At 63.4% G+C, this 25,832-nt stretch carries 27 protein-coding genes and 1 tRNA gene; 10 read left to right on the forward strand and 18 right to left on the reverse strand.

All coding sequences use genetic code 11. From position 1 onward, the window contains the following. Window positions 1–4 precede the first annotated feature (4 nt). The 3 genes from AB0N65_RS07485 to AB0N65_RS07495 are packed head-to-tail and all read left to right on the forward strand — an operon-like array spanning window position 5 to window position 2,436. A complete protein-coding gene (locus AB0N65_RS07485) occupies window positions 5–1,216 on the forward strand; it encodes an MFS transporter (protein WP_364159722.1) in 1,212 nt (403 codons plus the stop codon). A 31-nt stretch (window positions 1,217–1,247) separates the two neighbouring features. Continuing rightward, window positions 1,248–1,901, forward strand: a complete 654-nt coding sequence (locus tag AB0N65_RS07490) for a TMEM175 family protein (protein WP_364159724.1) — start codon at window positions 1,248–1,250, stop codon at window positions 1,899–1,901. Window positions 1,902–1,929: 28 nt separating this feature from the next. Continuing rightward, window positions 1,930–2,436: an Lrp/AsnC family transcriptional regulator gene (locus tag AB0N65_RS07495; RefSeq protein WP_364159726.1), complete on the forward strand. Its 507-nt coding sequence runs from the start codon at window positions 1,930–1,932 to the stop codon at window positions 2,434–2,436. A gap of 31 nt (window positions 2,437–2,467) precedes the next feature. Here AB0N65_RS07495 and AB0N65_RS07500 read toward each other — a convergent pair whose 3' ends face one another. After that, the gene (locus AB0N65_RS07500) at window positions 2,468–3,700 is read right to left on the reverse strand and encodes an MFS transporter (RefSeq protein ID WP_364159728.1); all 1,233 of its coding nucleotides are present in this window, start codon (window positions 3,698–3,700) and stop codon (window positions 2,468–2,470) included. A gap of 171 nt (window positions 3,701–3,871) precedes the next feature. Between AB0N65_RS07500 and AB0N65_RS07505 the strand changes: the two genes are divergently transcribed. From AB0N65_RS07505 to zapE, 4 genes are read left to right on the forward strand one after another with little or no spacing between them, the layout of a single operon-like run. Then, window positions 3,872–4,360, forward strand: coding sequence for an Lrp/AsnC family transcriptional regulator (locus AB0N65_RS07505; protein WP_364159730.1), 489 nt, complete (start codon window positions 3,872–3,874; stop codon window positions 4,358–4,360). Window positions 4,361–4,408: 48 nt separating this feature from the next. Beyond that, entirely contained in the window at window positions 4,409–4,834 is a 426-nt protein-coding gene (locus tag AB0N65_RS07510; RefSeq protein ID WP_364159732.1) for a DUF1761 domain-containing protein, read from the forward strand. Window positions 4,835–4,843: 9 nt separating this feature from the next. After that, window positions 4,844–5,839: a magnesium/cobalt transporter CorA gene (gene corA / locus AB0N65_RS07515; protein WP_364159734.1), complete on the forward strand. Its 996-nt coding sequence runs from the start codon at window positions 4,844–4,846 to the stop codon at window positions 5,837–5,839. Continuing rightward, complete coding sequence (gene zapE, locus AB0N65_RS07520) at window positions 5,836–6,984, forward strand: cell division protein ZapE (RefSeq protein ID WP_364159736.1); 1,149 nt, start codon at window positions 5,836–5,838, stop codon at window positions 6,982–6,984. Before corA ends, zapE begins: the two co-directional genes overlap by 4 nt. A gap of 37 nt (window positions 6,985–7,021) precedes the next feature. Here the strand turns inward: zapE and AB0N65_RS07525 are convergent, their stop codons facing one another. The 10 genes from AB0N65_RS07525 to galU all read right to left on the reverse strand — a co-directional run bounded on the left by AB0N65_RS07525 (window position 7,022) and on the right by galU (window position 12,894). Then, a complete protein-coding gene (locus tag AB0N65_RS07525) occupies window positions 7,022–7,552 on the reverse strand; it encodes a ferritin (protein WP_364159738.1) in 531 nt (176 codons plus the stop codon). A 45-nt stretch (window positions 7,553–7,597) separates the two neighbouring features. After that, window positions 7,598–7,969 carry a fluoride efflux transporter CrcB gene (gene crcB, locus AB0N65_RS07530; protein WP_364159740.1) on the reverse strand — a complete coding sequence of 124 codons (372 nt, stop codon included), beginning with the start codon at window positions 7,967–7,969 and terminating at the stop codon, window positions 7,598–7,600. Then, window positions 7,966–8,397: a CrcB family protein gene (locus AB0N65_RS07535; protein WP_364159742.1), complete on the reverse strand. Its 432-nt coding sequence runs from the start codon at window positions 8,395–8,397 to the stop codon at window positions 7,966–7,968. Before AB0N65_RS07535 ends, crcB begins: the two co-directional genes overlap by 4 nt. Then, window positions 8,384–8,908: a universal stress protein gene (locus tag AB0N65_RS07540; protein WP_364159744.1), complete on the reverse strand. Its 525-nt coding sequence runs from the start codon at window positions 8,906–8,908 to the stop codon at window positions 8,384–8,386. The genes AB0N65_RS07535 and AB0N65_RS07540 overlap by 14 nt, the downstream gene beginning before the upstream one ends. A gap of 19 nt (window positions 8,909–8,927) precedes the next feature. Further along, a complete protein-coding gene (locus AB0N65_RS07545; protein WP_364159746.1) occupies window positions 8,928–9,368 on the reverse strand; it encodes a VOC family protein in 441 nt (146 codons plus the stop codon). A gap of 42 nt (window positions 9,369–9,410) precedes the next feature. Continuing rightward, window positions 9,411–9,483 (reverse strand) — tRNA-Ala (locus AB0N65_RS07550). A gap of 36 nt (window positions 9,484–9,519) precedes the next feature. Next, window positions 9,520–10,320 (reverse strand): NAD(P)H-binding protein, encoded by an 801-nt coding sequence (locus AB0N65_RS07555; protein ID WP_364159748.1) that lies wholly within the window; start codon window positions 10,318–10,320, stop codon window positions 9,520–9,522. A gap of 6 nt (window positions 10,321–10,326) precedes the next feature. Continuing rightward, the gene (locus AB0N65_RS07560; protein ID WP_364159999.1) at window positions 10,327–11,202 is read right to left on the reverse strand and encodes a hypothetical protein; all 876 of its coding nucleotides are present in this window, start codon (window positions 11,200–11,202) and stop codon (window positions 10,327–10,329) included. Window positions 11,203–11,354: 152 nt separating this feature from the next. Further along, window positions 11,355–11,981, reverse strand: a complete 627-nt coding sequence (locus AB0N65_RS07565; protein ID WP_364159750.1) for a GNAT family protein — start codon at window positions 11,979–11,981, stop codon at window positions 11,355–11,357. Between the two features lie 7 nt (window positions 11,982–11,988). Then, window positions 11,989–12,894 carry a UTP--glucose-1-phosphate uridylyltransferase GalU gene (gene galU / locus AB0N65_RS07570; protein ID WP_364159752.1) on the reverse strand — a complete coding sequence of 302 codons (906 nt, stop codon included), beginning with the start codon at window positions 12,892–12,894 and terminating at the stop codon, window positions 11,989–11,991. 54 nt (window positions 12,895–12,948) lie between these two features. Between galU and AB0N65_RS07575 the strand changes: the two genes are divergently transcribed. From AB0N65_RS07575 to cpaB, 3 genes are all read left to right on the forward strand, one after another. Beyond that, window positions 12,949–13,629 (forward strand): 5-formyltetrahydrofolate cyclo-ligase, encoded by a 681-nt coding sequence (locus AB0N65_RS07575; protein ID WP_364159754.1) that lies wholly within the window; start codon window positions 12,949–12,951, stop codon window positions 13,627–13,629. A gap of 104 nt (window positions 13,630–13,733) precedes the next feature. Then, the gene (locus tag AB0N65_RS07580) at window positions 13,734–14,015 is read left to right on the forward strand and encodes an FmdB family zinc ribbon protein (protein ID WP_364159756.1); all 282 of its coding nucleotides are present in this window, start codon (window positions 13,734–13,736) and stop codon (window positions 14,013–14,015) included. Between the two features lie 69 nt (window positions 14,016–14,084). Beyond that, window positions 14,085–14,864 carry a Flp pilus assembly protein CpaB gene (gene cpaB / locus AB0N65_RS07585; protein WP_364159758.1) on the forward strand — a complete coding sequence of 260 codons (780 nt, stop codon included), beginning with the start codon at window positions 14,085–14,087 and terminating at the stop codon, window positions 14,862–14,864. 26 nt (window positions 14,865–14,890) lie between these two features. Here cpaB and AB0N65_RS07590 read toward each other — a convergent pair whose 3' ends face one another. From AB0N65_RS07590 to AB0N65_RS07620, 7 genes are all read right to left on the reverse strand, one after another. Next, window positions 14,891–19,033, reverse strand: a complete 4,143-nt coding sequence (locus tag AB0N65_RS07590; RefSeq protein ID WP_364159760.1) for a DUF4011 domain-containing protein — start codon at window positions 19,031–19,033, stop codon at window positions 14,891–14,893. Between the two features lie 129 nt (window positions 19,034–19,162). Then, complete coding sequence (gene guaA / locus AB0N65_RS07595; RefSeq protein WP_364159762.1) at window positions 19,163–20,752, reverse strand: glutamine-hydrolyzing GMP synthase; 1,590 nt, start codon at window positions 20,750–20,752, stop codon at window positions 19,163–19,165. Window positions 20,753–20,873: 121 nt separating this feature from the next. Beyond that, a complete protein-coding gene (locus AB0N65_RS07600; RefSeq protein WP_364159764.1) occupies window positions 20,874–21,374 on the reverse strand; it encodes a DUF3817 domain-containing protein in 501 nt (166 codons plus the stop codon). Then, window positions 21,371–22,231 carry an SURF1 family protein gene (locus AB0N65_RS07605; protein WP_364159766.1) on the reverse strand — a complete coding sequence of 287 codons (861 nt, stop codon included), beginning with the start codon at window positions 22,229–22,231 and terminating at the stop codon, window positions 21,371–21,373. The genes AB0N65_RS07600 and AB0N65_RS07605 overlap by 4 nt, the downstream gene beginning before the upstream one ends. 78 nt (window positions 22,232–22,309) lie before the next feature. Continuing rightward, window positions 22,310–22,798, reverse strand: coding sequence for a PTS sugar transporter subunit IIA (locus AB0N65_RS07610; protein ID WP_364159768.1), 489 nt, complete (start codon window positions 22,796–22,798; stop codon window positions 22,310–22,312). A 63-nt stretch (window positions 22,799–22,861) separates the two neighbouring features. After that, window positions 22,862–24,616 carry a glycerol-3-phosphate dehydrogenase/oxidase gene (locus AB0N65_RS07615; RefSeq protein WP_364159770.1) on the reverse strand — a complete coding sequence of 585 codons (1,755 nt, stop codon included), beginning with the start codon at window positions 24,614–24,616 and terminating at the stop codon, window positions 22,862–22,864. Window positions 24,617–24,688: 72 nt separating this feature from the next. After that, complete coding sequence (locus tag AB0N65_RS07620; RefSeq protein ID WP_364159772.1) at window positions 24,689–25,825, reverse strand: GuaB3 family IMP dehydrogenase-related protein; 1,137 nt, start codon at window positions 25,823–25,825, stop codon at window positions 24,689–24,691. Between the last annotated feature and the right edge of the window lie 7 nt (window positions 25,826–25,832).

Here is a 25,832-nt window from a genome sequence, read left to right on the forward strand (position 1 = left end):
AGCGGTGAGCGAATCCGCCGCCTGGGATGGCCACGTCAAGGGCTCTGCCGGATACCGACGCGTATTGGCCGCCTTGGCATTGGCAGGCGTAGCGACTTTCGCGCAGTTGTACTCGACCCAGGCGGTCCTGCCTTTGATGGCCAGCGACCTGCAGATTTCGGCAGCGGATGCCGCCCTCAGTATTTCCCTTGCCACTGTCGGACTCGCAGTGACCGTTCTGCCGTGGTCTTTTGTCGCAGACAGGATCGGCCGCGTGCGTGCCATGGCCATCGGGATTGCCGCGGCCACGTTGCTGGGACTGCTTGTTCCTCTCGCCGCTACCGTGCCCCTGCTGCTGGGTTTGCGCACCTTGGAGGGCATGGCCCTCGGCGGAATCCCGGCGATTGCCATTGCCTACCTCAACGAAGAAGTCACCAGGATCCACACTGCGCTGGCCGCGGGAAGCTACGTCGCCGGCACCACATTGGGTGGCTTGGCAGGGCGCCTGGTGGCGGGGCCGGTCGGTGAACTCTGGGGTTGGCGGGCTGCCGCACTGGCCGTCTCCCTGCTCGCCACCGTCTCCGCGATACTGTTCCTGGTGTTGGTGCCCAAGCAGCGCCGCTTCAAGCCGGCTCCTGCCGTGGGTCTCCGCGGAGCACTGCGGACCTTGGGCGGCCATGCCTCAAACCCCAAACTGCTGGCTCTGTACCTGCAGGCCTTCCTGCTCATGGGCGGGTTTGTGGCGGTATACAACTACTTGGGGTTCCGCCTTCACGCCGAGCCTTTCGGGCTTCCCGCCACAGTGGTGAGCCTCATCTTCCTGGCCTATCTCTCCGGCACTGTGAGCTCACGGTGGGCTGCCGGGCTCACCACCCGCTTCGGGCGCCGCAAGGTGCTGCTCAGCGGGATTGCCGTGATGACTGCCGGACTGGCATGCACCTTGGTGGACAACCTGGCGGCCACCTTGGCAGGGCTCGTCGTCTTTACCGGCGGGTTCTTCGCGGCCCATAGCGTCGGGTCCGGCTGGACAGGCGCCATCGCCACGACCGGCCGTGCCCAAGCTGCCTCGCTCTACAACCTTTCCTACTATCTAGGATCCAGCGTTATTGGGTGGGCCGGCGGCCTGGCCTTCCAAGCGCTTGGGTGGCCGGCCCTCGCGGTGACCGTCATCGTCCTGGCCGTCACGACGGCGGTGGTCACCGCCGTCGTTCACCGCCCGCGGCAGCAACCCGGCTGAAACCAGGAACGCAACACCTACAATCGGAGGCATGACACAGGTCGCCAAAAGCCGGGAGCTGTCGTCACCGGAGCGTTTGCAGGCGTTTACCGATGCAGTGGTGGCGATCGCGTTGACGTTGTTGATCCTTCCCCTGATGGAAAGCGTCGGCGATCTCGCGGACGAGGAAGGTACCACCGCTGAATGGCTTGCCCACGAGCAGTACTCGTTGCTCGGGTTCGCCCTCAGTTTTGTCCTCATTGCGGTGTTCTGGGTGCACCATCACCGCTTGTTCCGCACTGTCCGGCACGTCGACGGCGGTCTCTTGTGGCTGACGATCGCGTGGATGTTCACCATCGTCTGGATGCCGGTGGCAACTGCGTTGTCCACGCAAATGCATCCGGACCGGGTTCAACCCCTGGTCTATATCGGAACCCTTTTCGCCACGAGCCTCCTGCTCCTGCTGGCCCGCATCTACCTTCGGACACACCCGGATCTCCATGACCTCGATCCGATCGCGGAAAGGTCCGGGATCATGGCCGGGGTCATCGTTGCCGGGTTGTTCCTTGCTGCATTGATCCTTGCCCTCGTGATGCCCGGCCTCGGCAACCTGCCCCTTCTGCTGATGGTGGCCAGCGAACCGTTGCAGCGGCTCGTCGACCGTCGGATCCGCAAAGTCGCCGCACTGACTGAAATTCAGCGATAATGAACCGACGGCAATTTCAGGAGGATCCGTGAGCACCCCAGCGAAGAATATTCGGCAGAACTCCGGCAATGCCGAGCCACTGGACGCAATCGATGAGCGGATCCTCGCCGCGCTGGTGGAAGATGCCCGCATCTCCAACAAGCAATTGGCTGAACTGGTGGGCATCGCGCCTTCCACCGCTCTCATGCGGACGCGTGCCCTCTCCGAACGGGGAATCATCGAGGGCTTCGAAGCCGTCTTGAGCCTCCCCGCGATCGGCCGTTCCGTGCAAGCGCTCATCGCCGTCCGCCTCCGCGCCCACGACCGCGACCAGATAGACCGCTTCACAGCACGCGTGCCCAAGCTGCCGGCTGTGATTTCCACCTTCCACACCACAGGTTCGGTGGACTACCTGCTCCACATCGCAGTGGCCAACACCGACGACCTCCGCAACTGGCTGCTCGACAACCTGGCCACGGACCCAGTGGTTGGCCACACCGAGACCACCATGGTCTTCCAGCACATCCCCGGCAACCGCGGCCCTCTCCCCGAGTAAGCCGCACCTGGTTTCAGGAGCAACCCGTCCATCAGCGGCTGAAACCTCGAAGGGACACTGCCGCAAGCCCCAGTGCCGCCAAGGCGCACAGGGCGGTAAAACCCACGACGGCGGCCTGCTGGCCCAGTGCCGAGACTGCCAGTCCCAGCCCCACCACTGGAACCGCGCTCCCCAGGTAGGTGATGACGTAGACAGTGCTGATCACTTGGGCGTGACGCGCAGGCTCCACCCTTCCAGCCACGTCATTGAACACATGGCGGAAGGCGATGCCCTGCCCGGCACCGGCCGTGATGCTTGCTACCGCCAGGAGCCAGGGGTTGGACCACGCCGCGGCCGCTCCCACCAGCGCCACCGAGATGCCCAGGACCGTCAGGGCCACCGCAACAACGTGCCGGCCGCGGACAGCCACCAGTTGGCTCAAGGCTGAGCTGCCCAGCGTCAGCCCGGCCAGTACACCGATGAAGGGCCGCGAATCCACAGGGACCACCGTGGCAAAGAAGCCCGGGGCCAAGGACAGGCAGAACCCGAAGACCGCGAAACTGAGGAAACCGACAGACGACGCCATCCAGAAAGAACCGCGGGCGTCACGTGAAATCGCAGGCTTCCTCGGGGCCAGGACCTTCAGGGCCGGCCTGCCTTCTGAAGGCGCGATAGCCGGCCTGGCCTTGAGCAGCCACAGTGGAACAAGTGCAGCCAGCAACACCCCGGAATGCACGTAGTAGGGCATACGCGTCGGATCCGGCAACAGTGAAAGGAGGCCGCCGATCGCGGGACCGGCAGCCACGCCTCCGGCCGAGGAAAGCAGCGTGAACCGGGACGCCCAATCAGGCCTCTGCGGCAGCAGCTCACGCAGCGCAGCGGCACTTGCTCCGGTGGCAAGTCCAACAGCTACGCCTTGAAGGGCACGGCCAAAGGACAGAACAGCAAGGCTGTCCGCATTCGCGAATATCACACCACCCAGCAAGCCGACGAGGACGGCGAGCACCAGCGCCGCCCGCCGGCCAATGTGGTCCGACCAGTGACCCGCCACCATGAGCACGGCAACGAGGGCAAGGACGTAGCTCGAGAAAACGACGGACACACCCAGCGAAGACATTCCCAGCCTGGCCTGCAGCAAGGGGTAGAGCGGGGTCGCAAGATTGGCCCCGACCAGCAAGGTGAAGATGACGGCGCCGGCAAGGACCAGCCGGGCCGTAGTGGAGGCGTCCCAACCCCGGCGCCCGGCTGTCGCCGGACGCATGCGGAGTTCGCTGATGACAGTCATATGCTTGCCCTTGCTTCAGTGGCCTGTGGCTTTGTCCTTGTGGGATGCGCTTTACGGCCGTGTATTCGGTGGCAACAGAATGCACCAAGGCTGCGCTGAAAGAAGTCGCAACGTGGGAGACTTGAGCAAAATAGTCAAAGTAATTACCTGATCCTGATCTGGAGTGACCATTTGAATTCGCTGGACCCGATGGACCTGAAGATCCTGCTGGAACTCATCAAGGAACCAAGGATCCAGATCGCCGAACTGAGCGACGTCCTGGGCATCGCCCGCAACACAGCTCAAAGCCGGCTCAAAAGGCTCCTCCGCTCAGGTGTGCTCCAAGCAGCCGGGCGTGAAGTTGATCTTGAAAAGGTGGGGTACGACGTCGTCGCCTTCGTCACCATTGAGGTCACCCACCGTGAACTCGACGGCGTCATCGGCGCCCTGCGCCTCATCCCCCAAGTGCTCGAGGTCCACGAAATCTCCGGACGCGGCGATTTGTGGTGCCGCGTAGTGGCTACCGACACCCACAACCTGCAGTCTGCGCTGAGGTCGGTGCTACGAACAAAAGGCGTGATCCGGACGGAGACCGTACTGGCACTTCACACGCATATCCCCTACCGGACGGAGCCGTTGATGGAAAGACTGGCCGGAGCAGCCAACACGCGGCAGCCGTGAAGGCCTGAACAAGGGGTTGCGCACCATAACGCGGCTAGGATTTTGACCATGGACTGGCTCTCACACTTCGCACAGATCAACTGGCTCGCCGTACTCCTGGCTTTCGTGTCCAGCATGGTGGTCGGTTTCGTCTGGTACATGCCCGCCGTCCTGGGACGCAGGTGGATGCAGGCCATCGGCAAAACCGAGGACGACCTCAAGAACATCGAGGGCGGCGCGGGCATCTGGCTTCCCATGATGCTGGCATCAGCGTTGACCAGCATCCTCCTGGCAGTCCTTCTTAGTGCTTTGGACATCAACACGTTCTTCGGTGGTGCCTTCTTCGCCCTCATCGTGGCCCTTGTCTTCCGGGCAGGAGGCCATGTCATCCACAATGGATTCGCCGGACGTCCCTCGGCCGTCACCGTTATCGACTCCGGCCACGACATCGTAGCCATGACGATCGCGGGCGCGATCATCGGAGCCATGCAGTAGCGTTCATTCGTGACCATCATCGATAACGCCGTCTACGTTGACGGTGTCCGCACTGCAACCCCGCACAGCCTCGAGCAGACCTTCGAAACCCTGGCGGAGCACGGCGGCATGGCCTGGATCGGGCTATACAGGCCCACGCGGGACGAGATGGCCGCCGTTGCCCATGAGTTCGAGCTCCACGAACTGGCAGTAGAGGACGCGGTGTCGGCCCATCAGCGGCCCAAGATCGAACGCTACGACAACAACCTCTTCACCGTCCTTCGGCCGGCGAGGTATGTGGACGAGACCGAAACCGTGGAGTTCGGCGAGCTGCATATTTTCACCGGACCCAACTTCGTGGTGACCATCCGGCACGCGGAAACCGGCGGGGTGGCGCGCGTGCGCCGACGCCTTGAAGAACGCCCGGACCTCTTGCGGCACGGGCCCGAAGCCGTGCTGTATGCCCTCCTGGACCAAGTGGTGGACGACTACGCACCCGTGATTGCCGGGCTGGAAAATGACATCGACGAAATCGAGGACCAGCTCTTCAGCGGCGACACCACAGTATCCCGCCGCATCTATGAACTGGCACGCGAGGTCATCCAGTTCCAGCGGGCCATCCATCCGCTTCCGGACATCATGGCCCTGCTGGAAAGGGGCTTTGAAAAATATGGCGTCGACATCGAACTCCAACGTTCCCTAAGGGATGTGGAGGACCACGTCCAACGCGTCATCTCACGGGCAAACTCCTTCCGTGACCTCCTGCAGAACGCCCTTACCCTTGACGGAACGCTGACCGCGAACCGCCAAAACGAGGCCAGCGCAGCCCAGAACGAACAGGTCAAGAAGATTTCCTCCTGGGCCGCCATATTGTTCGCTCCCTCCTTCGTGGCAGGGATCTACGGCATGAACTTCGACCATATGCCTGAGCTGCATTGGGAGTTGGGCTATCCGCTGGCAGTAGGCCTGATGTTCGGTGTCGCCTTGGTCATGTACCTGATCTTCAAGCGCAAGGGCTGGTTGTGACGCCTGCCTTGAAGCCGCGTGCCAGGAACGGGCGCAGCACCGTCCTCTCGCTCACCGAAGGCATCACCCACGACGCCGGACAGTCGGGTTTCGAGCTTGCGCCCAGCCAGCACGACGCAGCCCTGCGCTTGGCCTCGTTCGGCGCGGAAGTCACGAACCGTCGTCGTGCGTTGCCCCGCAAGGCGCCGCGAAGCATCTACCTCCACGGTCCGGTAGGACGAGGCAAGACCTGGCTTATGGACAGCTTTTATGCCCGGTTGCATGCCCGCAAAAGGCGGGTTCACTTCCACGATTTCTTCCGCAAGCTTCACGGCGGCACACATGCCGCAGCCACGGCGGACGGGACAGCCATACAGAAGTCGGTGGATGCCCTCTTGGCGGACATCGATGTCCTGTTCTTCGACGAATTCCATGTCCACGACGTCGGCGACGGCATGTTGATCGCCCGGTTGCTGAGGTCGGCCGCACAACGGCGCATCCCGCTGGTGGTGACATCCAACTACGCCCCGGATGAGCTCCTGCCCAATCCACTCTGGCATGACCACTTTGTCCCCACCATCGAGGCGATCAAAGAGATGATGGACATTGTGGAGATCAACGGCCCGGCGGACTTCAGGAGGTTTCCGGCGAACGGAACCGGTCCCCGCGGACAGTCCGCAGCGTTCAGTTCGGGGCGCATCATCACGCCCGGGACCCCGCATCAATTGGGCCGCCTGGGACTGTTCCGCCCTGCGGCCTCCCAAAGCCGGGTGCTCACGCCGACGACACAGCCGATCGTGGTCAAGAACGCGGACCCCGAGGTGTTGTGGGTCGGTTTCGCCGAGCTCTGCGGCGGACTGACATCCACTGCCGACTTCCTTGCCCTGGCGGACAATTTCACAACTTGGGTCATAGACGACGTTCCATCGCCTTCCATCCAGGACCCGGCACTGGCGCCCGCCTGGCAGCGCTTCAGCAACGCCGTGGACGTGCTCTACGACCAAGACACCACCCTGTTCCTGATCGGTGAAGGCCCCCTCGACTGGGATGTCGATACCGGGAGCGTCCTGCCCGTCGATCTTGCCCGCATCGCCAGCCGGTTGTCCTTGTTGCAGCGGTCAGCCTACGACGAGCCCCTGGCGAGCGAAGGGGCCGCTGGAAGCTGACCTTCCAACGGCCCCTTGCACCTGCTGTGAGGGTTCCCTAGATGGCGCCACCGGCTGCCGAAGGAGCACTCGAGTCGTGTCCGCTGTCGCCCACAGTCTCACGGGCAACGTAGTTTTCGACGTCGAACAGGTTCTCGGCACGTTCGGTGATGTTGAGGAGCGTGGTCATGGAGGCAACTTCCTCCACCTGTTCCTTCAGGAACCACAACATGAACTGCTCACCCAGGGCGTCGCCCTCTGCGCGGGCAGCACGGAACATGTCCTCAATGTTCCTGGTGACTTCCTTCTCCTGCTCCAACGCCAAGGCTATGGGCTCCTTGGCGTTCGTGAAGTTGTTGCGGACCGGCCCGATGCCCGGGATCTCCACGTGCACGTTCCGGTCCAGCATGTACTGGACCATCATCATGGCGTGGTTACGCTCTTCCAGGGACTGGCGATAAAAATGGCGGGCCAACTGTGGCAGGTCCTGGCCGTCAAAATACACGGCGACTGCGATGTATTGCTGGGAGGCCGCAAACTCGTTGGCGACCTGGGCGGACAACAGCTCATTGAAAGTCTTCTTAGCCATGGCACTGATCCTACCGCTGGGCAACGCCACTCGCTCGGCCTCCCTTTAAGCCAACAGCAAAGCCATGCAAAGGCCCGCCGCTGCTGCCCCCACGCTTGCCGCCAAGGACCCGAAGCCGTTGACCAGCGCCAGCCACGTCCTGCGGCTTTGCACAAGCCTGATGGTCTCCAGGCTTGCTGTGCTGAACGTCGTGTAGCCGCCCAGGAAGCCGGTCCCCAGGATCAGCTGGAGGGATCCAGGGGCCTGGCCGTTCATCACCAAACCGGCCAGGAAGCCCAGAATCAAGGACCCCGAAACGTTGATAAGGATCGTCCCCCACGGCAACGCAGTGCGCAGGCGGGTCCGGACCAATCCATCCACGATGAACCTGGCAGCGGCCCCTGCTCCCCCGGCCAAGGACAACAAGAGGACCGTCATGACCCTCGCCTGTGGAGCCAGGCTCCCAGCCAGATCCCCGCCGTAGTGGCCGCGGCACCACCGAAGAGGCTGGCGGCCAAATATCCGGCCGCTTCCATCGACGCACCCGCCATGAAGAGGTGGACCGCGTCAAGGGCCAGTGTGCTGTATGTGGTGTACGCGCCCAGGAAGCCCGTACCCAACGCAAGCCGCAGGATTTGACGACGACCGGCGTCGGGTCCCCTGCGGGAAAGGGCCTCCAGTAAGGCGCCAAGCGCAAACGCGCCGGAAAGGTTGACCACCAGGGTGGGCAGCGGCCAGGCATTAGGTGCGGGGATCACAAGCCCCAAGCCATAACGCGCGAAGGCTCCGAAGACACCCCCGGCAGCCACGGTCCCGATGAAAAACCACCGGACATGAACAGGACGGCCTGTGTCAGTCCTCGTCATCGTCATCCGGGATCCGCGGTTCCACGGGCACCACCAGTACCGGGCGATCCTGACGATGAAAGAGATGCTTCGCCACGGAACCCGCCGTCAACTCCTTGATGGCCGACCCCAGCCTGCGCCCCCGGGTGCCTACCACGATCATCGAGGCGTTGATCCGCCCGGCTTCGTGGGCGAGCGCACGTGCGGGCTCCCCGGCCAGGGACACCATGGACCAGTCCACGTTTGTGCCGGCCAGCTGGGACGTGATCGCGGCGATCAGGTCCCGCGGAATCTCCTGGGCCTCCCCGTCCAGGGCATCAGGATCGATGGGCGCGGCCGGCCCGCCGGTAGTTCCGTCCACGGGGTACACCGTCACGTCCACAAACGCACAGACCAGCGGCAGCCCTGCACTGAGGGCTAACTGCGCAGCCCGCTCAACCACGATGCGATTCTGGCCCGGCATGACGCCGACCAAGAGGGGGCCGGTGAACCGTGTCGGGTTTCCGGGCCTGTGTGCGGGGCTCTCAGTCACAGGGAAATTCTACGATGGACTAACCCGTTCGCTGGGCGAGTGCCACGATGATTCCTTCCGGACCGCGTACGTAGGCCATCCGCCAGATGTCTTCGTATTGACCAACCCCGCCAACCAGGCCGTAGCCGTCCGCCGCCACCCGTTCGAGCGCGGCATCCAGGTCATGAACCTCGAAGGCTACGTTGCGGATTCCCAATTCCGTGGACATGGCCGCAGGAGACCCCGCCTGGTGCCCGGGCCGGCTGAAGCTCGACAACTCAATACCGGCACCACCGTCGGGCGCCCGGAGTGTCGCGATCTCGCTGCGTGAATCCGGGATGCCAATGACGGTGTCGACGAACTCGCCCTCCATTGACATCCGGCCCTCGATTTCGAGCCCCAGGCTCACAAAGAAGTCGATGGCTTGGTCAAGATCGGCAACCGTGATGCCAACATGGTCGAAGCGTCGAACGTGGGACATGCACTCTCTCCAGTTCCTGGTGGAGGCGTTTCTCCCCGCCTGTGGAGCTAAGGAGATTCGAACTCCTGACCTCTTCGATGCGAACGAAGCGCTCTACCAACTGAGCTATAGCCCCTGGACCAGGCGTTCCCGCGCGGCCAGTGTCCCTAGGCTATAAAGTTTCGCGGCGCTTTTCCAACCACGACACGAACGTCTCCGTGCCGTACGTTTGCTCCGGGACCAGGTTGTGGCCGGCACGGAGGTAGCGACCCATGGCTCCGGGCAACGGGAACTCCACCACCCTGCCGCGTGCGCCTGTTATCGCCTTCCACGACACAGCCATGTCCTTCATGCCCCGAATCTCAGGACCACCGACCGTCAGCACCCGGTGGCGCTCAATTGAAGGCTCTTCCAACGCGACGTCAAGCACTGCCCGGGCAACGTCCGTGGGTGAGATCGACTGGTATCCAGCGTCCTTGAACGCCGGGACCAACCCCACCTTGGCTCCCGCGGAAAACATCATGTCCAGAAGGGAATGGAACTGTGTTGCACGAACAACCACAGTTTCCAGGTCGGATGCCGCGTAGACGCGCTCCTTGTCCGCCTTGGAAACGTAGAAGGAGTAGGTACTCCGGTCGCAATTGATGATCGACAAGACAACAGCCTTGCGTACTTCGGCTTGGTGAGCCGCGGCAAGCAGCCGCGCGCCGCCGTCGGCAAAGTTCTTGCGGGCCTTGCCGAACTGCCCCTCAAAGCAATCAATCACGACGTCGGTGCCCGCCACCGCGGACGCCACACCGAAGCCTGTGGTGACGTCGCCCTCGAAGTACGTGGCGCCGTCGTGGTGTTTGTCAGTACCGGCAGGCGGCACGTGGCGACTCACGACGGAAACTGAATGTCCGGCGTCGAGCGCCAACCGGACAACTTCGCGACCAACCTGGCCAGTGCCGCCAGCTACGCAGAGTCTGGTCACTTGCGGTTAAGCCCGGCGGCGCTGGAGGACATCATCCAAGTTGCTGAGGGCACTGGGAACCTTGGCAGCGGCGCGCACCTGCGCAGTTCCCGCGGCTTCGGCCTGTTCGGCATTCTGCTTGAGGACGGGCTTGCCTACCGGCTTTGGTGCCTCCGGGAGGTCCAAGGGCTCCGGAGCCGGTCGAGGCGCTTTGGGAGCAGCAACATAGGTGGGCTTGGGAACTTCCACCGGCTCCCAGCTTTCGCCCCGGCAATCCGCAGCAGCTTCCGCCGACTTGTCACCAGCGGCAAGTGCCACCGCCAAAGCGGCTTGGCGGAGTTCCACGGCAGAAAGCCGGGCGGCCTCACGGTTGCCGGCTTCGGCGTCGAAAACCTTGGTTTGCTTGGACTCAGCGGGGACTTCCTTCGGCAAGTACCTTGCGGGCGTCGGGATGGGCGCCGCTTGGGCGGCACGGCGCGCACGACGTTCGCGAAGATCGCGAAGGGCAAGCCTGCGCAGGGTCACGACGGCAAGTACCGCGCCCACGGTTGAGACCAGCGGGAGCCAAAAGGAACCAATGCCAAAAAGGCACAGCACGCCCGAAATGAGTGCAGTCAACAGCAGGGCCAGGCCGGACAACGCCAACGTAAAGCGGGCATAACGGATGGTGAAAGGGGTGACGGGCGGGTTGTTGGACGACGACTCAGCCACGCGGGATTCCTGGGGCGACGCCTGTGCTTTGCTGTGCATGGTCTCCATCGGTTTCTCCTGCTGAGGTGCCAAAGTCAATACCACCCCTGCCTGCGTTTCGTCTGGTTCGTCCTCGATTGCTTCCGCCGGCACAGTGGCCGTTTGGACTTGCTGCCGCCTGTTCCTGAGGACATACGGAGCGACCCACACCATCCAGAGCGCGACAGTGACAACGAGTACCACTGAGCTGCTGAGAGGGAAGTCCACATTCAAAACCGTAGAAGCAAATCGTCAGGTGCTGCGGCATTGTCCACGGTGTGTCGCCGGCGAGTCCTCAAATGATTGGAGTTACAGCCCAAAAGGGCCTATGACCTGCCCGTTCGTCCTCTGAGCCAACCCTCCAGAAGGCCCTGCGGCACTTCCTCGGACGTAATCGCGAATGACCTGTGATCGGCCCATTCCCCGTTGATGTGCAAGTACCGTTGGCGGTAGCCCTCGTCACGGAATCCAAGCTTTTCCACCACACGCAGGCTCGGCGCGTTCTCGGGGCGGATGTTGATCTCCATTCTGTGCAGCCCCAGTGTCCGGAAGCAGTGATCCGTTGCCATGGCTACAGCTGTGGGGGCGATGCCGCGGCCGGCGCGATCCTTGTCCACCCAGTAGCCAAGCGTGGCCATCATGGCTGAGCCCCACACGATGGATGAGACCGTCAACTGGCCCACGATCTGCGGTTCGCGGAACCCGGGCGTCCACTCTGTGATGAGGAACGGCAGTGCCGTGGACTGCCGGGCTTGTTCATTGAGAGATGCGACCATTTGCCGGTAACTGGGCAGGCGTCCGCCCGGGGCAGGGTTGGACGCTTCCCAAGGTGCCAGCCATTCACTGTTCCGCGAACGAACCTCGGACCATTCCCGCTTGTCGCGGTAACGGATTGGCCGGAGCACGAGGTCTCCGCTTTCCAGCGTTACCGGCCAGATCGCAGAGCCGTACATGCGAGAGTTACTTGGGCAGATCAGCAGTGAAGCTTGGCAGCCATTCGCGGAGTTCCGGGCCAAGGTCATCGCGTTCGCAGGCCAGCTCGATGCAGGCCTTGAGGTAGCTGAGCTTGTCGCCGGTGTCGTAACGGCGGCCCCGGAAGACCACGCCGTAAACGCCGTAACCTTCGCCTTCACCGCGGGCCAGGACCTCAAGGGCGTCCGTCAACTGGATTTCTCCGCCGCGGCCCGGAGCTGTCTTCTCCAGGACATCGAACACTGCCGGGTGCAGCACATAACGGCCGATGACGGCAAGGTTGGACGGAGCTTCCTCCACGGAGGGCTTCTCGACAAGCTGCTTGATTCGGACGTAGCCGTCTTCGTTGTGTTCCTCGACGTCGGCGCAACCGTAGGCGCTGATCTTGGAGGGCTCCACCTCGATGAGCGCCACGACGGATCCGCCGGTCTTCTGTTGGACGGCGATCATCTCGCTAAGCAGGTCGTCCTTCGGGTCGATGAGGTCATCACCCAGCAGGACGGCGAAGGGTTCGTGGCCAACGTGCTGCTTGGCACGCAACACGGCGTGCCCCAATCCGTTGGGATCGCCCTGGCGAACGTAATGGATATCGCCCAGGTTGGTGGCGGACTGAATGGCCTCGAGCTTGGACGTGTCGCCCTTTTCAGCCAAGGTCGCTTCCAGCGCCGGCACACGGTCGAAGTGGTCTTCCAGGGCGCGCTTGCTTCGCCCGGTGATCATCAGGACGTCGTGAAGGCCAACCTTGACCGCTTCCTCGACGACGTACTGGATGGCTGGCTTGTCAACCACGGGCAGCATTTCCTTCGGCATCGCCTTCGTGGCGGGGAGGAACCTGGTACCAAGACCCGCTGCGGGGATGACGGCCTTACGGACAGCATTGTTATCGAGAGTCACCGGACTAATGTAACGGAAGGAACACACCAACCGGTAAAACCCCGCCGGACCAGGATGCGGAATGCACCCTCCAAGGAGTGGCTCTCCGCGACTCCCCGGCACACAGCGAACCATAAGGATCGGACGAAAATGGCATCGAAGGACGACATCCGAAGCAGTCGCCGCCTCTACCGGCGGGGTCTCGCCGCTGAACAACTGGAAGAGGCCGGTAACTTGATTGCCCGCCACGGCACGGAGTGGGCTGCGAAAGTATCCGGAGGATCCCCTGCGACATTTGCCATCTACGTTGGAGTGGCCCACGAACCGCCCACCAGGCCGCTCATCGCCGCGCTGCATGACGCGGGCCACCGGATCCTGCTTCCTGTCTGTGAAGCGGGGCGCCGCCTCAGCTGGGTCTACTGGACGCCGGAAACGGCCTTTGTCCGTTCCGACTTTGCCCCCATCGACGAACCTGAAGGGGAACGCCTGGATGATGCGGTGGTAGCCGGTGCAGCAGGGATCTTCATGCCCGCCACGGCTGTGGACCGTGATGGCAACCGCATCGGACAAGGCGGCGGATATTACGACCGCCTCCTCGCGGGCCTTGATTCTTCCGGCGGGCGTCCGCCCACCATTGCGGTGGTGTACGACGACGATGTGTTGCCTTCCGGAACCATCCCCGCCGAGGCTTTCGATCGTCCCGTGCCGGCCGCGCTGACGCCCTCGGGGATCGTCCAACTGGGTGGCGGATCCTAAGTGCACGGATGATAGAATTAGCACTCAGGCCCTGCGACTGCTAAACCGGGAAAGCTCCGGACACGCTGCACAGGACCTGAACCTTGTTCTAAAGGAGGAAATCAGTGCCCACATACGCATACGCCTGCAAAGACTGTGACCATGCCTTTGACATCGTCCAGTCCTTCTCTGACAGCTCCCTGACGGAGTGCCCGGAATGCAACGGAGCGCTGCGCAAGAAGTTCAACAGCGTTGGCGTGGTTTTCAAGGGCTCGGGCTTCTACCGCACTGATTCGCGTGACTCGAAGGGCAGCACCGTTTCCGCGACTCCGGCGGCCGCTGCCTCGCCCGCCGCAGCAACGCCAGCGCCCGCAGCAACGCCTGCCCCGGCAGCAGCAGCCAGCTAATCCCCCCGTTATCCACATAGGGCAACCGGCCGCTGTCGAGCGGCCGGGGCCGGTGGTTAGCGTGGCGACATGCCACAAACGCCATCCGGTTCCAGACTGTCCCTCCGCGGGCCTTTTACTTCCCGCACCAACGGCGCGCTTCGCGCACCGGGAGTTCCCGACGCCCGGGCCGGGCGCGGTTATCCAAAGAGTCGCCGCTCGTCTTACTCCCCTCGTCGACGACTCAGTTCCTGGCTATCGCGGAATCGTCGGCTGACAGTTGCCTTGCTCCTCTGCGTGGCCACCGGCATCGCAGTACAACAATTGACGCCCGCATCGGAACAGCGCACCAGCGTCCTCGTCGCCGCCCGTGACCTCGCAGCGGGAACCAGCATTACACCGGCGGACTTCACCAGCGTGGGCGTGCCAACGGACTTCGCTGTCTCCGGAGCTTTGACGGATCCCGCGCTGCTGGCAGGCCGCCAACTCGCCTCTCCGCTCGCCAAGGGACAAGTCCCCACCGAGGCAAATCTCCTGGGCCCGGGCCTTCTCACGGGTGCGCCCGCCGGGTCCGCTGCTGTTCCCCTTCGCATGGCAGACCCCTCCTCCATACAGCTCCTCTCCCCTGGCCAGCTGGTCACCGTGATCCTCACTGCCACCGAAGCGTTCGACGATGCCAGGGGCAGCGAGGTCCTCGCCGGGCCCGTCCCCGTTCTGTGGACCTCAGTCCGAGGAGGTCAAGCCGGCCAGTGGCTGGGCACCAGCGATACCGAAGGGCTCGTGGTCGTGGCAGCAGACCCTCAACAAGCAGAAAAGCTTGCCGGTGCGTCAACGCAGGGCAAGCTTTTCTTCGTGCTGGTGAATCCGTAGTGCCGGGCACTAGGACTCAGTGCGGCTTAACCCCAGTGCGGGGGCTTCTGCTCCTTCAACCACTGTTCATGGTCGTAGCCATCCTCGTCGTTCCATCGCTTCGGATCGTCCTCAGCGGCCTTGGTAGGCAGGATGCCTCCGGAGTTCGGCCTCGACGCTGCGGGCTTGGCTACTGCGGCCTTGTCAGCGTTCTCCTTGGCTTCAGCACCAACTTCTTCGGCGTCGGGCTCTTTACCGGCTTCTTGCTCGTTCACTGGTACTTCTTTCCCGGTTTCTTCCTTCTGGGGAACCCTGCCACTGACTCCAGAGGCGGAGGAGCGGCCATAGGAGGACTGTGCGTTGTCCAGGTTCAATTGTTCAAGATCCATGTCCAGGAAGCCATGCTCCGTGACGGGGACGGCCTGGGAAACATGGTTCTCAAGTCCCAAATACGAGCCGATGCGGTCAGCGCACGAAGAAGGATCCGTGAAGACCTCAATGGTCCAGAGCGACATATACCTCCAGCCCATGCGCTCCAGCAGTTGCGGGCGCAGGCGGCTCCGTTCGCGGACGCTCATCCGCCGGTAGCGTTCAGTCCCGTCGGACTCAATGGCTACGGGGGTGGGCACCTCGGCACCCTCCCTGCCGATGGTGTGGACCGGGTCGGCGGCGGCGGCGATATCCAACACGCCGTCATACAGGTGCCACACCCGGGCACCCCTTGCGCGCAGGCGCTCCCCAAGGTCAGCCACCAAGGGGTCCTCGCCCAGTGCCTGTTCACTCGCGACAGCCCGGGAGGCCGGAGTTCCGAGGTTGCTGTTCCCGGAGAGCTCCCTGTCCAGCAACTCATGGAAGTCCACCGCGCCATGGGCCAGCCGGTCCAAGTCCAGGTCCTCAGGACGGAAGCAGGTCAGCACGTGCAGGGATCGGCGGGCCCGGGTCATGGCCAAGGCAAAGCGGTTGCGTCCCCCCTCGGCCGACAACGGCCCAAAGGAATGCAAGGCCCGGCCATGGGGCGTGCGGCCGTAGCCGAGCGAAAAGATGACATGGTCCCGTACCAGGCCGTGGGCCCGTTCGAGGTCCACGACCCGGAAGGACTCCGGCCCGGCCCCGAAGAAAGCGGACAACAGCGGGTGGTTCGGCAACTGAAGCCTGATCGCTTCACCAATACGGGCTGCGTGACGCAGGCTTGCAGTGACAACGGCAAGCGACGTGCGCGGGCGCAAACGGGCGTGTTCAAACACGAGATCCACCACGCGGTTGACCTCTGCGGTCACCGACTCAACGCCCTCGTGGTCCGCACCCGGCAGTCCTGTGCCATCCGGGATGTACTCCACCAGAATCGACCGGTCCAGCCCAGTAACGGAACTGCCGTCGGGCAGGCGGCGAAGCCCACCGTCGTAATAGTTCTTGCTCAACTGCAGGACAAGGTCCTCGTCAACGGCCCGGTAGACCCAGTTGAGTTGCCACGTCGGCAGGACACGGGCAAGCGCTTTGAACGCACTGTCCACCGTCTCGTGGCTGGCCACTCCCGCCACAGGAGGTTCAACTGCAACACTAAAAGTACGGGCATTTGCGATCTTGGCATCGCCGAAGGCAACAACCTGCTTCGCCCGGGCAATGGCCGGAAGCACGGCTTGGAGGGACGTCGATTCGGCGTCGATGATGACGACGGCGTCGAACTTCTGTTCCGCGGGCAGGACACCCGTCAGCAGGTACGGGCTGACCGACCACACCGGTACCAGCAGCGGCACGAGATCGGGGGCCTGCGCACTTAAGGCCGGCAGCGTGACCCGCCCGTCCTTAAGCAAGGCCCGGAGCAACTCTGCCTGCCGCGGATGCTCCACGATCCCTTGGCGCCATTTGCCCGCCAATTGCCACCGCAACCGGGCAGCACCACTGGCTATATGGGCCTGATCCGCCAAGCGGTATTCAGCCTCCAGCCTGCGGAGGGAATCGCCATCGGACATGGCAAGGTAATCGTCGCCGCTGATCATGGCTTCCAGTGCGGACTGCCACCAAGCGAGGTCCAGCTCAGCTGCAACGGATGAGGCCGGAACTTCACGGGCAGCAAGGTCGGCAAGGAGCTCCCCGAGGCCATGCTCCCGCATCTCCTCGATAAGGAGAGTTCGCTCCGGAAGGGTCTCCAGGGTGGCTGTGTCCGCGACGAGTCGTTCCAGCCGTTCCATCAGCTCCAGGTACGGCGTGTCGTGCAGCGAGCCGCCCGCGGGGGTGTGCTTCAGGGCTTCGCCCAGCCGCTTCAACTCCCCGTCCAGCTCACGGTACGCGGCACCAAGGTCCGCAAGTCCCGAAGGTACGGCCGGGTGCCGCTGCGTGGTGGCGTAGCCTGCCCACAGGGCACGCTGCTCCTGCACAAGGACAAGGGAGCTGTGAAGGTCGGCGATGTGGACACCGGGCCGTACGTATTCCTTGGCCACGCGGCGCAATCGGGAGCGCTGCATGGAAGGCATCTCCAAGTTGCGTTCCCGCCTCCACGCGGAGCTGGCAGTAGCAGAAATGAGATCGTGGACCGGCCTGTCGAAAATGTCGGGAGTAAACTTGTCCAGGCTCTCCCGCACCGCGATCAGCAGTTCAAGCTGGGCGCCCCATTCGGTGAAGGTCTCACCCAGCCGGATCTCGGCATGGTCGGAAAGCTGCTTCATGCGTTCCCGCAGCTTGGGGAGCTTTTCCTCTGCCGTGCGGGCAAGCTGCTGTGCTTCTTCGGTCTCCTTGCGGGTCACGAGTCGGGCCCCATACCAGGGGCTCGACGTCGAGGCACGGCTGAAGCTGCCCAGTTCGGCTGCGCGGCGCAACCGTCCGGCCAGCTCCTCCCGGTCCTTGATGTTGTCCAGCACACTGCGCTTCAGGCGCACCGTAGTGGACGGAGCCGGATGGATGGAGGTGAGCTCCGCCAAGGATTGCATCGCCTGATACGGCGAGCAACCCCAACGCTCGCGGACGTTGTGGAGCGAGGCCACGTGGTCCATGAGCGCATGCCGGTGGCCTGTGAGTGTCTGGTGCAGATTGCCGAGCTGTGGTTCCAGGGCCTTCTCGTTGCGCATGATGGCACGAACCAACTGGCCTTTGAGCTGCTGCGGAGTTGTGCCGTTGCCCGGACGGAACAGCATGGAATCCAGGCCCAACGACTCCAGATGGGACGACAGCCCTGCGAGGCTGGACTGCCGGTCCCCCACAACCAGGACGGACTTGCCCTCGTTCACCAGCGTGCCGATGGCATTGATCGCCGTCTGCGTCTGGCCGCTACCGGGTGGAGTGCTGACGACGAGCGAATCACCGGCCCGAACGGCGTCCACCACGTACTGTTGGTCCGTGTCGGCATCCAGCAGAAGGAGCTCGTCCGCAGGATCACGTTCGTCCAGGCTGGGGAAACGCCCCGCCTTGATGGTTTCAGGCTCGACGTCCCCGCCGTTTGCTGCGGTTGCCAACGCCGCCACGATCGGGTTGTTCATGTTGATCCACGGATCGTCCAGGTTCCCGGAAAGATCGGCCAGCGTGGTCACCAGCAGGTTGAACTCCACCTCTGCTCCATGGATCGGTTGAACCAAGGTAGCCAAACGGTCAAGGACGGGCTGGGGATCAAGCCGCGCAGTGTTGTAGGCCATGCGTGCAACGGCATTGACGTCAAACACGATGCCATGCACCGTCTTCAGGTGGCGCACGAGAGCCGGGTTGATGCGTGCTTGCTCGGTTAGCTGCAGCTCGAAGTCGTCCTCTCCCGGACGAACAGTCAGGACGATGGACGTCAGCATGACGGGGGCGGAAACGCGCTGTGGTTTGCCTCCAACGGCGGAGGTCCACACCACCGTGCCGGCAGACAAATATCCGGCCTCGATACCGCGGTCGTTGCTGAGCTCAAAGATCTTGGAGCGGATGTTCCGCGCTGCCCGCGCAGCCACAAGGTACTGCTGGCGATCGCGGATCAGTGTGGATAGCCGTGTTTTGCGGCCTGCGAGCAGCTGTGCCAGTCCCGAGGGGTGGGCGTTGCTCAGGTCGATAGCGCCTTCGGGCGTCTTGACGAAACGCAGCATCGTGTCCGCCCCGGTGACGGGCTTGAGTCCGGACAGCCATTTCCGAAGCTCTTCGGAGCCCTCTTCGTGACTTTGACCTACTGACACAACTGCTGCCTTCTTTTCTGTACTAGCTTTAGACGCCTTGGACCATACCGGCATACTTTCGAGGGTAGCCGGAATACGCCTCCAGCCCGCTCCGCAACACTGTTCCGCGCAAAATTCGCCGTCATTTCACAAGCTGGAAAGCACAGTGGCCGGCCTCCCTCAGGAGGCCGGCCACTCATGCTGTTATTCCCACTCGATGGTTCCCGGTGGCTTGCTGGTGACGTCCAGCACTACGCGGTTCACACCGTCCACCTCATTGGTGATGCGGTTGGAGATACGGGCCAGGAGGTCGTACGGCAACCTGGACCAGTCTGCCGTCATGGCGTCCTCGGAGGACACGGGGCGCAGGACGATGGGGTGGCCGTAGGTACGTCCGTCGCCTTGGACACCGACGCTCCGGACGTCAGCAAGGAGGACAACCGGCATCTGCCAGACGTCGTTGTCCAAACCTGCGGCCGTCAGTTCGGCGCGGGCGATGGCGTCGGCCTTGCGCAACAGATCCAGGCGTTCCTTGGTGACTTCACCGACGATGCGGATACCAAGGCCCGGGCCGGGGAAGGGCTGGCGGCCGACAATTTCCTGCGGCAGGCCGAGCTGGGCGCCCACGGCACGAACCTCGTCCTTGAAGAGTGCGCGCAGCGGCTCCACAAGTTCGAACTGCAGGTCCTCGGGGAGGCCACCCACGTTGTGGTGGCTCTTGATGTTGGCAGCACCCTCGCCGCCGCCGGACTCGACGACGTCAGGGTACAGCGTGCCTTGGACCAGGAACTTGATCTTCTCGCCCTCGGCAGCGGCCTGGGCGATGATGGCCCGCTCTGCTTCCTCGAAGGCGCGGATGAATTCCCGGCCAATGATCTTGCGCTTGGTCTCGGGGTCGCTGACACCGGCCAAGGCCGACAGGAAGCGCTCTTGCTCGTTGGCTACGTACAGGTTGACACCCGTTGCGGCGACGAAATCCCGCTCGACCTGCTCTGCCTCACCTTCGCGGAGCAGTCCGTGGTCGACGAATACGCACGTCAGCTGGTCCCCCACGGCCCGCTGGACGAGGGCGGCGGCAACGGCGGAGTCAACGCCGCCCGAAAGGCCGCAAATGACCTTGGAATCGCCGATCTGCCGGCGGATCCGCTCCACCTGCTCTTCGAGGATGTTGCCGGTTGTCCAGTTGGGGCTCAAGCCTGCGCCCTTGAAAAGGAAGTTTTCCAGGACGTGCTGGCCGTGCACGGAGTGCTTTACCTCGGGGTGCCACTGCACACCGTAGAGGCGCCTTTCGTCGTTGGCGAAAGCGGCAACCGGGGCACCCGCCGTGGTCGCCAGGACCTCGAAGCCCTCCGGGGCCTCGTGGACTGAGTCGCCGTGGCTCATCCAGGTGTTCTGCGCCGAAGGCACTCCGTCAAGGATGGAGCGGGCATCGCCGACCACCAGTGCTTCGGTGGCACCATATTCCCGGAGGCCGGTCTGGGCCACCTTTCCGCCCAGAGCGTTGGCCATGGCCTGGAAGCCGTAGCAGATGCCAAAAACGGGCACGCCGGCTTCGAAGAGGTCTGCTCCTACGCGCGGAGCACCTTCGGCGTACACGCTGGAAGGTCCGCCGGAGAGGATAATGGCTGCCGGGTTCTTGGCCAGAAGCTGCTCGGTGGTGAAGGTGTGCGGAACAATTTCCGAATACACATTTGCTTCGCGGACGCGGCGGGCAATCAGCTGCGCGTACTGGGCACCGTAGTCAACAACCAGCACCGGCTTCTGGGAAGTTTGGGGTGCGGTGGGAGTAGTCACCAAACAAGACTACTTTGCCGGGCCACCCCGGTGCACGTCCACAGCGGGCATCAGGGGCCAAAACCGGGCCCCGCGTAAGGCATCTCACATCGGCAGGAGCCGAACACCGGCCAGCAGTAACTCAGTAGCGCTTTGAAGCCTGCGGGTGGGCGGCCAACTCGGCTTCCACCTGCGCGTGGAATTTCTTCTCCACGATGAAGGACATGAGCGGCACAACGCCACCCAGCGCCAACAGGACCAGCTTGGAGAAAGGCCAGCGCAACAGCGACCAAAGCCGGAAGTTGGAGATCAGGTAGACCACGTACATCCAGCCGTGAACGATCAGGACCGTGGTTGAGATGTTGAAGCCGCCGATCACGCCCTTGGGTTCCGAGGAGGCGAAGCCGAACACGAAAGGCTGCCCTGTCACCGCGTTCGTGCCACCGGCGAAGAGGGAGACGCCGAAGCCGTATCGCGCGATCAGTTCAGCGCACAGCAGCAGGAGCATGGCGCCTGTCAGGTACGCCATGATCTTGTAGAACTTCAGTGCCGAACGGATTTGGGCTTCCGTTCCGCCGAACCTCCGCTTCTTGGGCTTGGGTCCTGACTGCTCGGGCTGGATGGCCGGCTTGGGTTCGATCATTGCTGCACCTTTTGTTCTGGTTCAGGGCTGGCGGGGTGTTCTGGAGGCTGTGGGGCGTGTTCCGGCTCGGCGTCGAAGTCGTCATCCTCAAGCTCATCCTCTTGGTCCCGGCGGTAGTCGTCGGCCACCATCCGCCACCAGATATAGAGGGCGAAGCCTGCGAAGACCACCCACTCCACCGAGTAGAAGAGATTCAGCCAGTTGACCTGTTGGGCCGGAGGCTGGGCGGGGATGTTGAGGGGCTTGAGGGCATCGTCCGAAACCACGGGCACGCCGCCGACAACTTCGGAAGTAGCGGCAATGAACCCGGAGTAGCTGGAAATTTCCCATTTGTTGATGAGTTCCGCAACGGCCACTGCCGACGCGCGGCCGGGACCGGCGTCGACGTTTGGCAGCGGCGCTTCAGAGGGCAGCAAGCGGCCGGTCACCGTGAGGGTGCCCGACGGCGGGGCGCTGGCTTGGGAGGCATCGGCCACCCATCCGCGCGCCACCGGAACCCACGTTTGCGGGGACGCGGCTACGCCGCTGAGCTTCGGTGCGTTGTCCACGGCGAAGGCGGACACGATCCAGTAGCCCTTTTGTCCGTCCCGGAGTCGGCCTTCCACAAGGACCTGTTTGCCGGCGTCGTAGCTTCCCGTGGCGCTGACCATTTGATCTGAAACCGAGCCGGGGAAGAACTGCCCGGGCTGCAGGACGTCCACCAGGGGCCTCACTTCCTCAATGCTGGACGGCGCCGGGGCCTCTTGTTGCGTGGACCGGCTGAGCTGCCATTGGCTGAGCAGCACAAACACCCCGGACAGGAGAAGCGCAAAGACAAGTCCTGCGATCCAGCGGGGTTTCAGCGCGGTTTTCAACACCTATTAACCGTACTTCGTCCGGCTGTAGAACAACGAACCGGACTGTAGAACAACGAACCTGGCAAGCGGCCTCACGTTTTAGTGATCGAAGAACACCAGGCTGGAGTTGATAAGTTCTGAGATCACCTCGGGGTCGTGCGCCCGCCGCAGCGACTCGCGGAAGGATTCCTTGGACAGCGAACGGGCCAGGGTCGCCAGGACCTCCAAATGGTCAGAGAAGGAACTTGCCGGGGTTGCTATGAGCAGTACCAGCGTGGCGGGCCCATCACTCGCGCCAAAGTCCAGGGCGTGCCCGAATTTTGTGACGCCTACCGCGATGGAGATCCTGTCCACGTACTCGCTGCGGGCATGGGGAAGGCCGATGCCACCTGGAAGCCCGGTGGCCAGTTGGTGTTCCCGTGAATGGACCTGCTCGAGGAAGCCTTCGAGGTTGGAGATGCGTCCAACCTTGTGCAGGCGTTCGGCCAACTGTGCGGCAGCATCGATCTTGTCTTCGGCAACGAGCTCCAGGATGACCGTTTCCGGCGTGGTCAGTTCCGCGTCATACCGGTCAAGTGGTTCAGCCACGTCGTGTTCCCTCCAGTGCGGCCTCCCGGCCCAAGGTCCTGTGATGCTCAGCGAAGGTGATGCTCAGCGAAGGGGAACGATGTCATCGACTCCCATACGCGCGGCGTCGGCCGATTCGTCATCGGGTTGCTGCTGGCTGAGACGCTCGGCTTCCACCCTCGCCAGATAATGCCGTACTTCGCTTTCCCGCTGGGCCTCGCTCCAGCCAAGGATTTCACCCATCAGCTTAGCGACAACGGGCACCGCTGACACACCGCGGTCCCATGCTTCGATCGAAATGCGTGTTCGTCGCGTCAGAACGTCATGGACATGGCGGGCACCTTCGTGGGTGGTTGCGTAGACCACTTCTGCGGCCAGGTAGTCGTCTGCTCCCGGCAACGGTTGGGCAAGCTCGGGCTGGGCTTTGATGAGGTCCAGCACCTCCGAGGCCATCGATCCGAAGCGGTTGAGGAGGTGCTCCACGCGTGCCACGTGAACGCCGGCTTCCTCCGCTGACCGCGCGCGACGGTTCCAGGCGGCTTTGAAGCCCTCAGCACCGAGCAACGGAATCGTCTCGGTGCAGCTCGGCGGGACGCGTTCATCCATGGCTCGGGTGGCTTCGTCCACTGCGTCCTTGGCCATGACCCGGTACGTTGTGTATTTGCCGCCGGCAACCACGACGAGCCCGGGAACGGGGTGCGCCACCACGTGCTCGCGGGACAGCTTGGCTGTGGAGTCGTTATCGCCGGCCAGGAGCGGACGGAGCCCGGCGTAGACGCCTTCTACGTCTTCGCGGGTCAAGGGGCGCTTGAGTACGCGGTTGACGTGCTCAAGAACGTAGTCAATGTCCTTGCTGGACGCTGCTGGATGCGCCTTGTCCAGCTTCCAGTCGGTGTCGGTCGTGCCGATGATCCAGTGGCGGCCCCAGGGGATGACGAAGAGCACCGACTTTTCCGTGCGCAGGATCAGCCCCACCGTGGACTGGAAGCGGTCGCGCGGCACCACCAAGTGGATTCCCTTGGACGCCCGGACTTTGAGCTGGCCACGATCAGTGACCATGGCCTGCGTTTCGTCGGTCCACACGCCCGTCGCGTTTACTACTTGCTTGGCGCGTACTTCGAACACGCTGCCGTCTTCCTGGTTTTCCAGCTTGGCCCCGACGACGCGCTCACCTTCACGGAGGAAGTCCACCACACGGACACGGTTCACTGCGTGCGCACCGTAGTGCGCAGCGGTCCGGACCACATTGACCACCAATCGGGCGTCGTCAACCTGGGCGTCGTAGTAACGGATGGACCCAACGAAGGCGTCGTCCTTCAGGCTGGGAGCCGCCCGCAAAGTTCCTCGCCTGAAGAGATGTTTGTGCATGGGAACGCCGCGGCTGTGGCCGGACGTGATGCCCAAAGTGTCGTAGAGCATGATGCCTGCGCCCACGTAGGGCCGCTCCCAAAACCTGCGCGTCAGCGGGTACAGGAACGGCACAGGGCGCACCAGGTGCGGAGCGATCTGCTGGATCAGCAGGCCCCGCTCCTGGAGTGCTTCCTGGACGAGGCCGAAATCCAGCATCTCAAGGTAGCGCAGCCCGCCATGGATCAGCTTGGACGACCTGGATGAGGTACCGGACGCCCAGTCCCTGGCTTCCACGATGCCTACGGTCAGGCCGCGCGTAACGGCGTCCAGGGCAGCTCCAGCCCCTACAACGCCGCCGCCGACGATCAGGATGTCAAGCTCCTTGCCGGCCTCGGCAGTGGCTTTGAGGACCTCGATGGAAGCGGCACGTGATTCCGGGCTCAGCGCCCCGGAAGCTTGGACGTGCGGACTACCTGTGGCATTGCTCATCGGACCCCTCCTCAAACGCAACAGCTGATAGTTCCCTACCCTACTTGTTGCCTGGCCCGATTGGCAGGAGTACTAGTTCCCTGCGTAGGGAGAAACCACGACGTCCACGCGCTGGAATTCCTTCAGGTCCGAGTAACCTGTGGTAGCCATGGAACGGCGCAATGCTCCGATCAGGTTGGACGTACCATCGGTGTGGTGGCCCGGTCCGTACAGGACCTCCTCGAGCGGACCCACGGTGCCCACGTTGACGCGGTCTCCCCTGGGCGATTCCAGGTGGTGGGCTTCCGGACCCCAATGCCAGCCGCGGCCGGGAGCTTCCTCGGCGCGGGCAAGGGCACTGCCCAGCATGACGGCGTCGGCACCCATGGCGATGGCCTTGACGATGTCGCCCGAGCTGCCCATGCCGCCATCGGCGATGACGTGGACGTAGCGTCCACCGGACTCGTCCATGTAGTCGCGCCGTGCAGCTGCGACGTCCGAGATGGCTGAGGCCATGGGCGAGTGGATGCCCAATGCCCGGCGGGTGGTAGTGGTTGCACCGCCACCGAAGCCGACCAGGACACCTGCCGCACCCGTGCGCATGAGGTGCAGTGCGGGAGTGTAGCCGGCAGCACCGCCGACAATCACGGGAACATCGAGTTCGTAAATGAACTGCTTGAGGTTCAGGGGTTCGTGGTTTTTGGAAACGTGCTCCGCTGAGACGGTGGTGCCGCGGATGACAAAGATGTCGACGCCGGCGGCCACCACGGTCTTGTAGTGTTCCTGGGTACGCTGCGGCGTGAGGGAACCTGCCACCGTGACGCCTGCGGCGCGGATCTCGGCAAGCCGGGAGCTGATGAGTTCAGGCTGGACGGGTGCCTGGTAAAGGTCCTGCATGCGTCGCGTGACGGCCGGGCTGCCCGTTTCGTCGGCAAGGTCGGCGATCTCGTCGAGGACCTTCTGCGGGTTCTCATACCGGGTCCACAGGCCTTCGAGGTCCAGGACACCGAGGCCGCCCAAACGGCCCAGGGCGATGGCTGTTTCCGGCGACATCACGGAGTCCATGGGAGCAGCGATTACGGGCATGTCGAACTTGTAGGCGTCGATCTGCCAGGAGACAGAGACGTCCTTCGGGTCACGCGTCCGGCGATTCGGAACGATCGCGATGTCATCCAGGGAGTAGGCACGACGCCCACGCTTGCCACGGCCAATCTCAATCTCATAAGTCACTGCTTGA

The sequence above is a fragment of the Paenarthrobacter sp. NPDC089322 genome (assembly GCF_040684895.1).
GTDB lineage: Bacteria > Actinomycetota > Actinomycetes > Actinomycetales > Micrococcaceae > Arthrobacter.

Coding starts and splice junctions, on each gene's coding strand:
- AB0N65_RS07500 (WP_364159728.1), bottom strand. CDS start 3,700: ATGACTGTCATCAGCGAACTCCGCATGCGTCCGGCGACAGCCGGGCGC.
- AB0N65_RS07615 (WP_364159770.1), bottom strand. CDS start 24,616: ATGAGCAATGCCACAGGTAGTCCGCACGTCCAAGCTTCCGGGGCGCTG.
- AB0N65_RS07590 (WP_364159760.1), bottom strand. CDS start 19,033: ATGCCGGTATGGTCCAAGGCGTCTAAAGCTAGTACAGAAAAGAAGGCA.
- cpaB (WP_364159758.1), top strand. CDS start 14,085: ATGCCACAAACGCCATCCGGTTCCAGACTGTCCCTCCGCGGGCCTTTT.
- AB0N65_RS07510 (WP_364159732.1), top strand. CDS start 4,409: ATGGACTGGCTCTCACACTTCGCACAGATCAACTGGCTCGCCGTACTC.
- AB0N65_RS07560 (WP_364159999.1), bottom strand. CDS start 11,202: ATGGTGTGGGTCGCTCCGTATGTCCTCAGGAACAGGCGGCAGCAAGTC.
- crcB (WP_364159740.1), bottom strand. CDS start 7,969: ATGACGGTCCTCTTGTTGTCCTTGGCCGGGGGAGCAGGGGCCGCTGCC.
- AB0N65_RS07600 (WP_364159764.1), bottom strand. CDS start 21,374: ATGATCGAACCCAAGCCGGCCATCCAGCCCGAGCAGTCAGGACCCAAG.
- AB0N65_RS07565 (WP_364159750.1), bottom strand. CDS start 11,981: ATGTACGGCTCTGCGATCTGGCCGGTAACGCTGGAAAGCGGAGACCTC.
- AB0N65_RS07525 (WP_364159738.1), bottom strand. CDS start 7,552: ATGGCTAAGAAGACTTTCAATGAGCTGTTGTCCGCCCAGGTCGCCAAC.
- AB0N65_RS07575 (WP_364159754.1), top strand. CDS start 12,949: ATGCGGAATGCACCCTCCAAGGAGTGGCTCTCCGCGACTCCCCGGCAC.
- AB0N65_RS07535 (WP_364159742.1), bottom strand. CDS start 8,397: ATGACGAGGACTGACACAGGCCGTCCTGTTCATGTCCGGTGGTTTTTC.
- AB0N65_RS07545 (WP_364159746.1), bottom strand. CDS start 9,368: ATGTCCCACGTTCGACGCTTCGACCATGTTGGCATCACGGTTGCCGAT.
- AB0N65_RS07490 (WP_364159724.1), top strand. CDS start 1,248: ATGACACAGGTCGCCAAAAGCCGGGAGCTGTCGTCACCGGAGCGTTTG.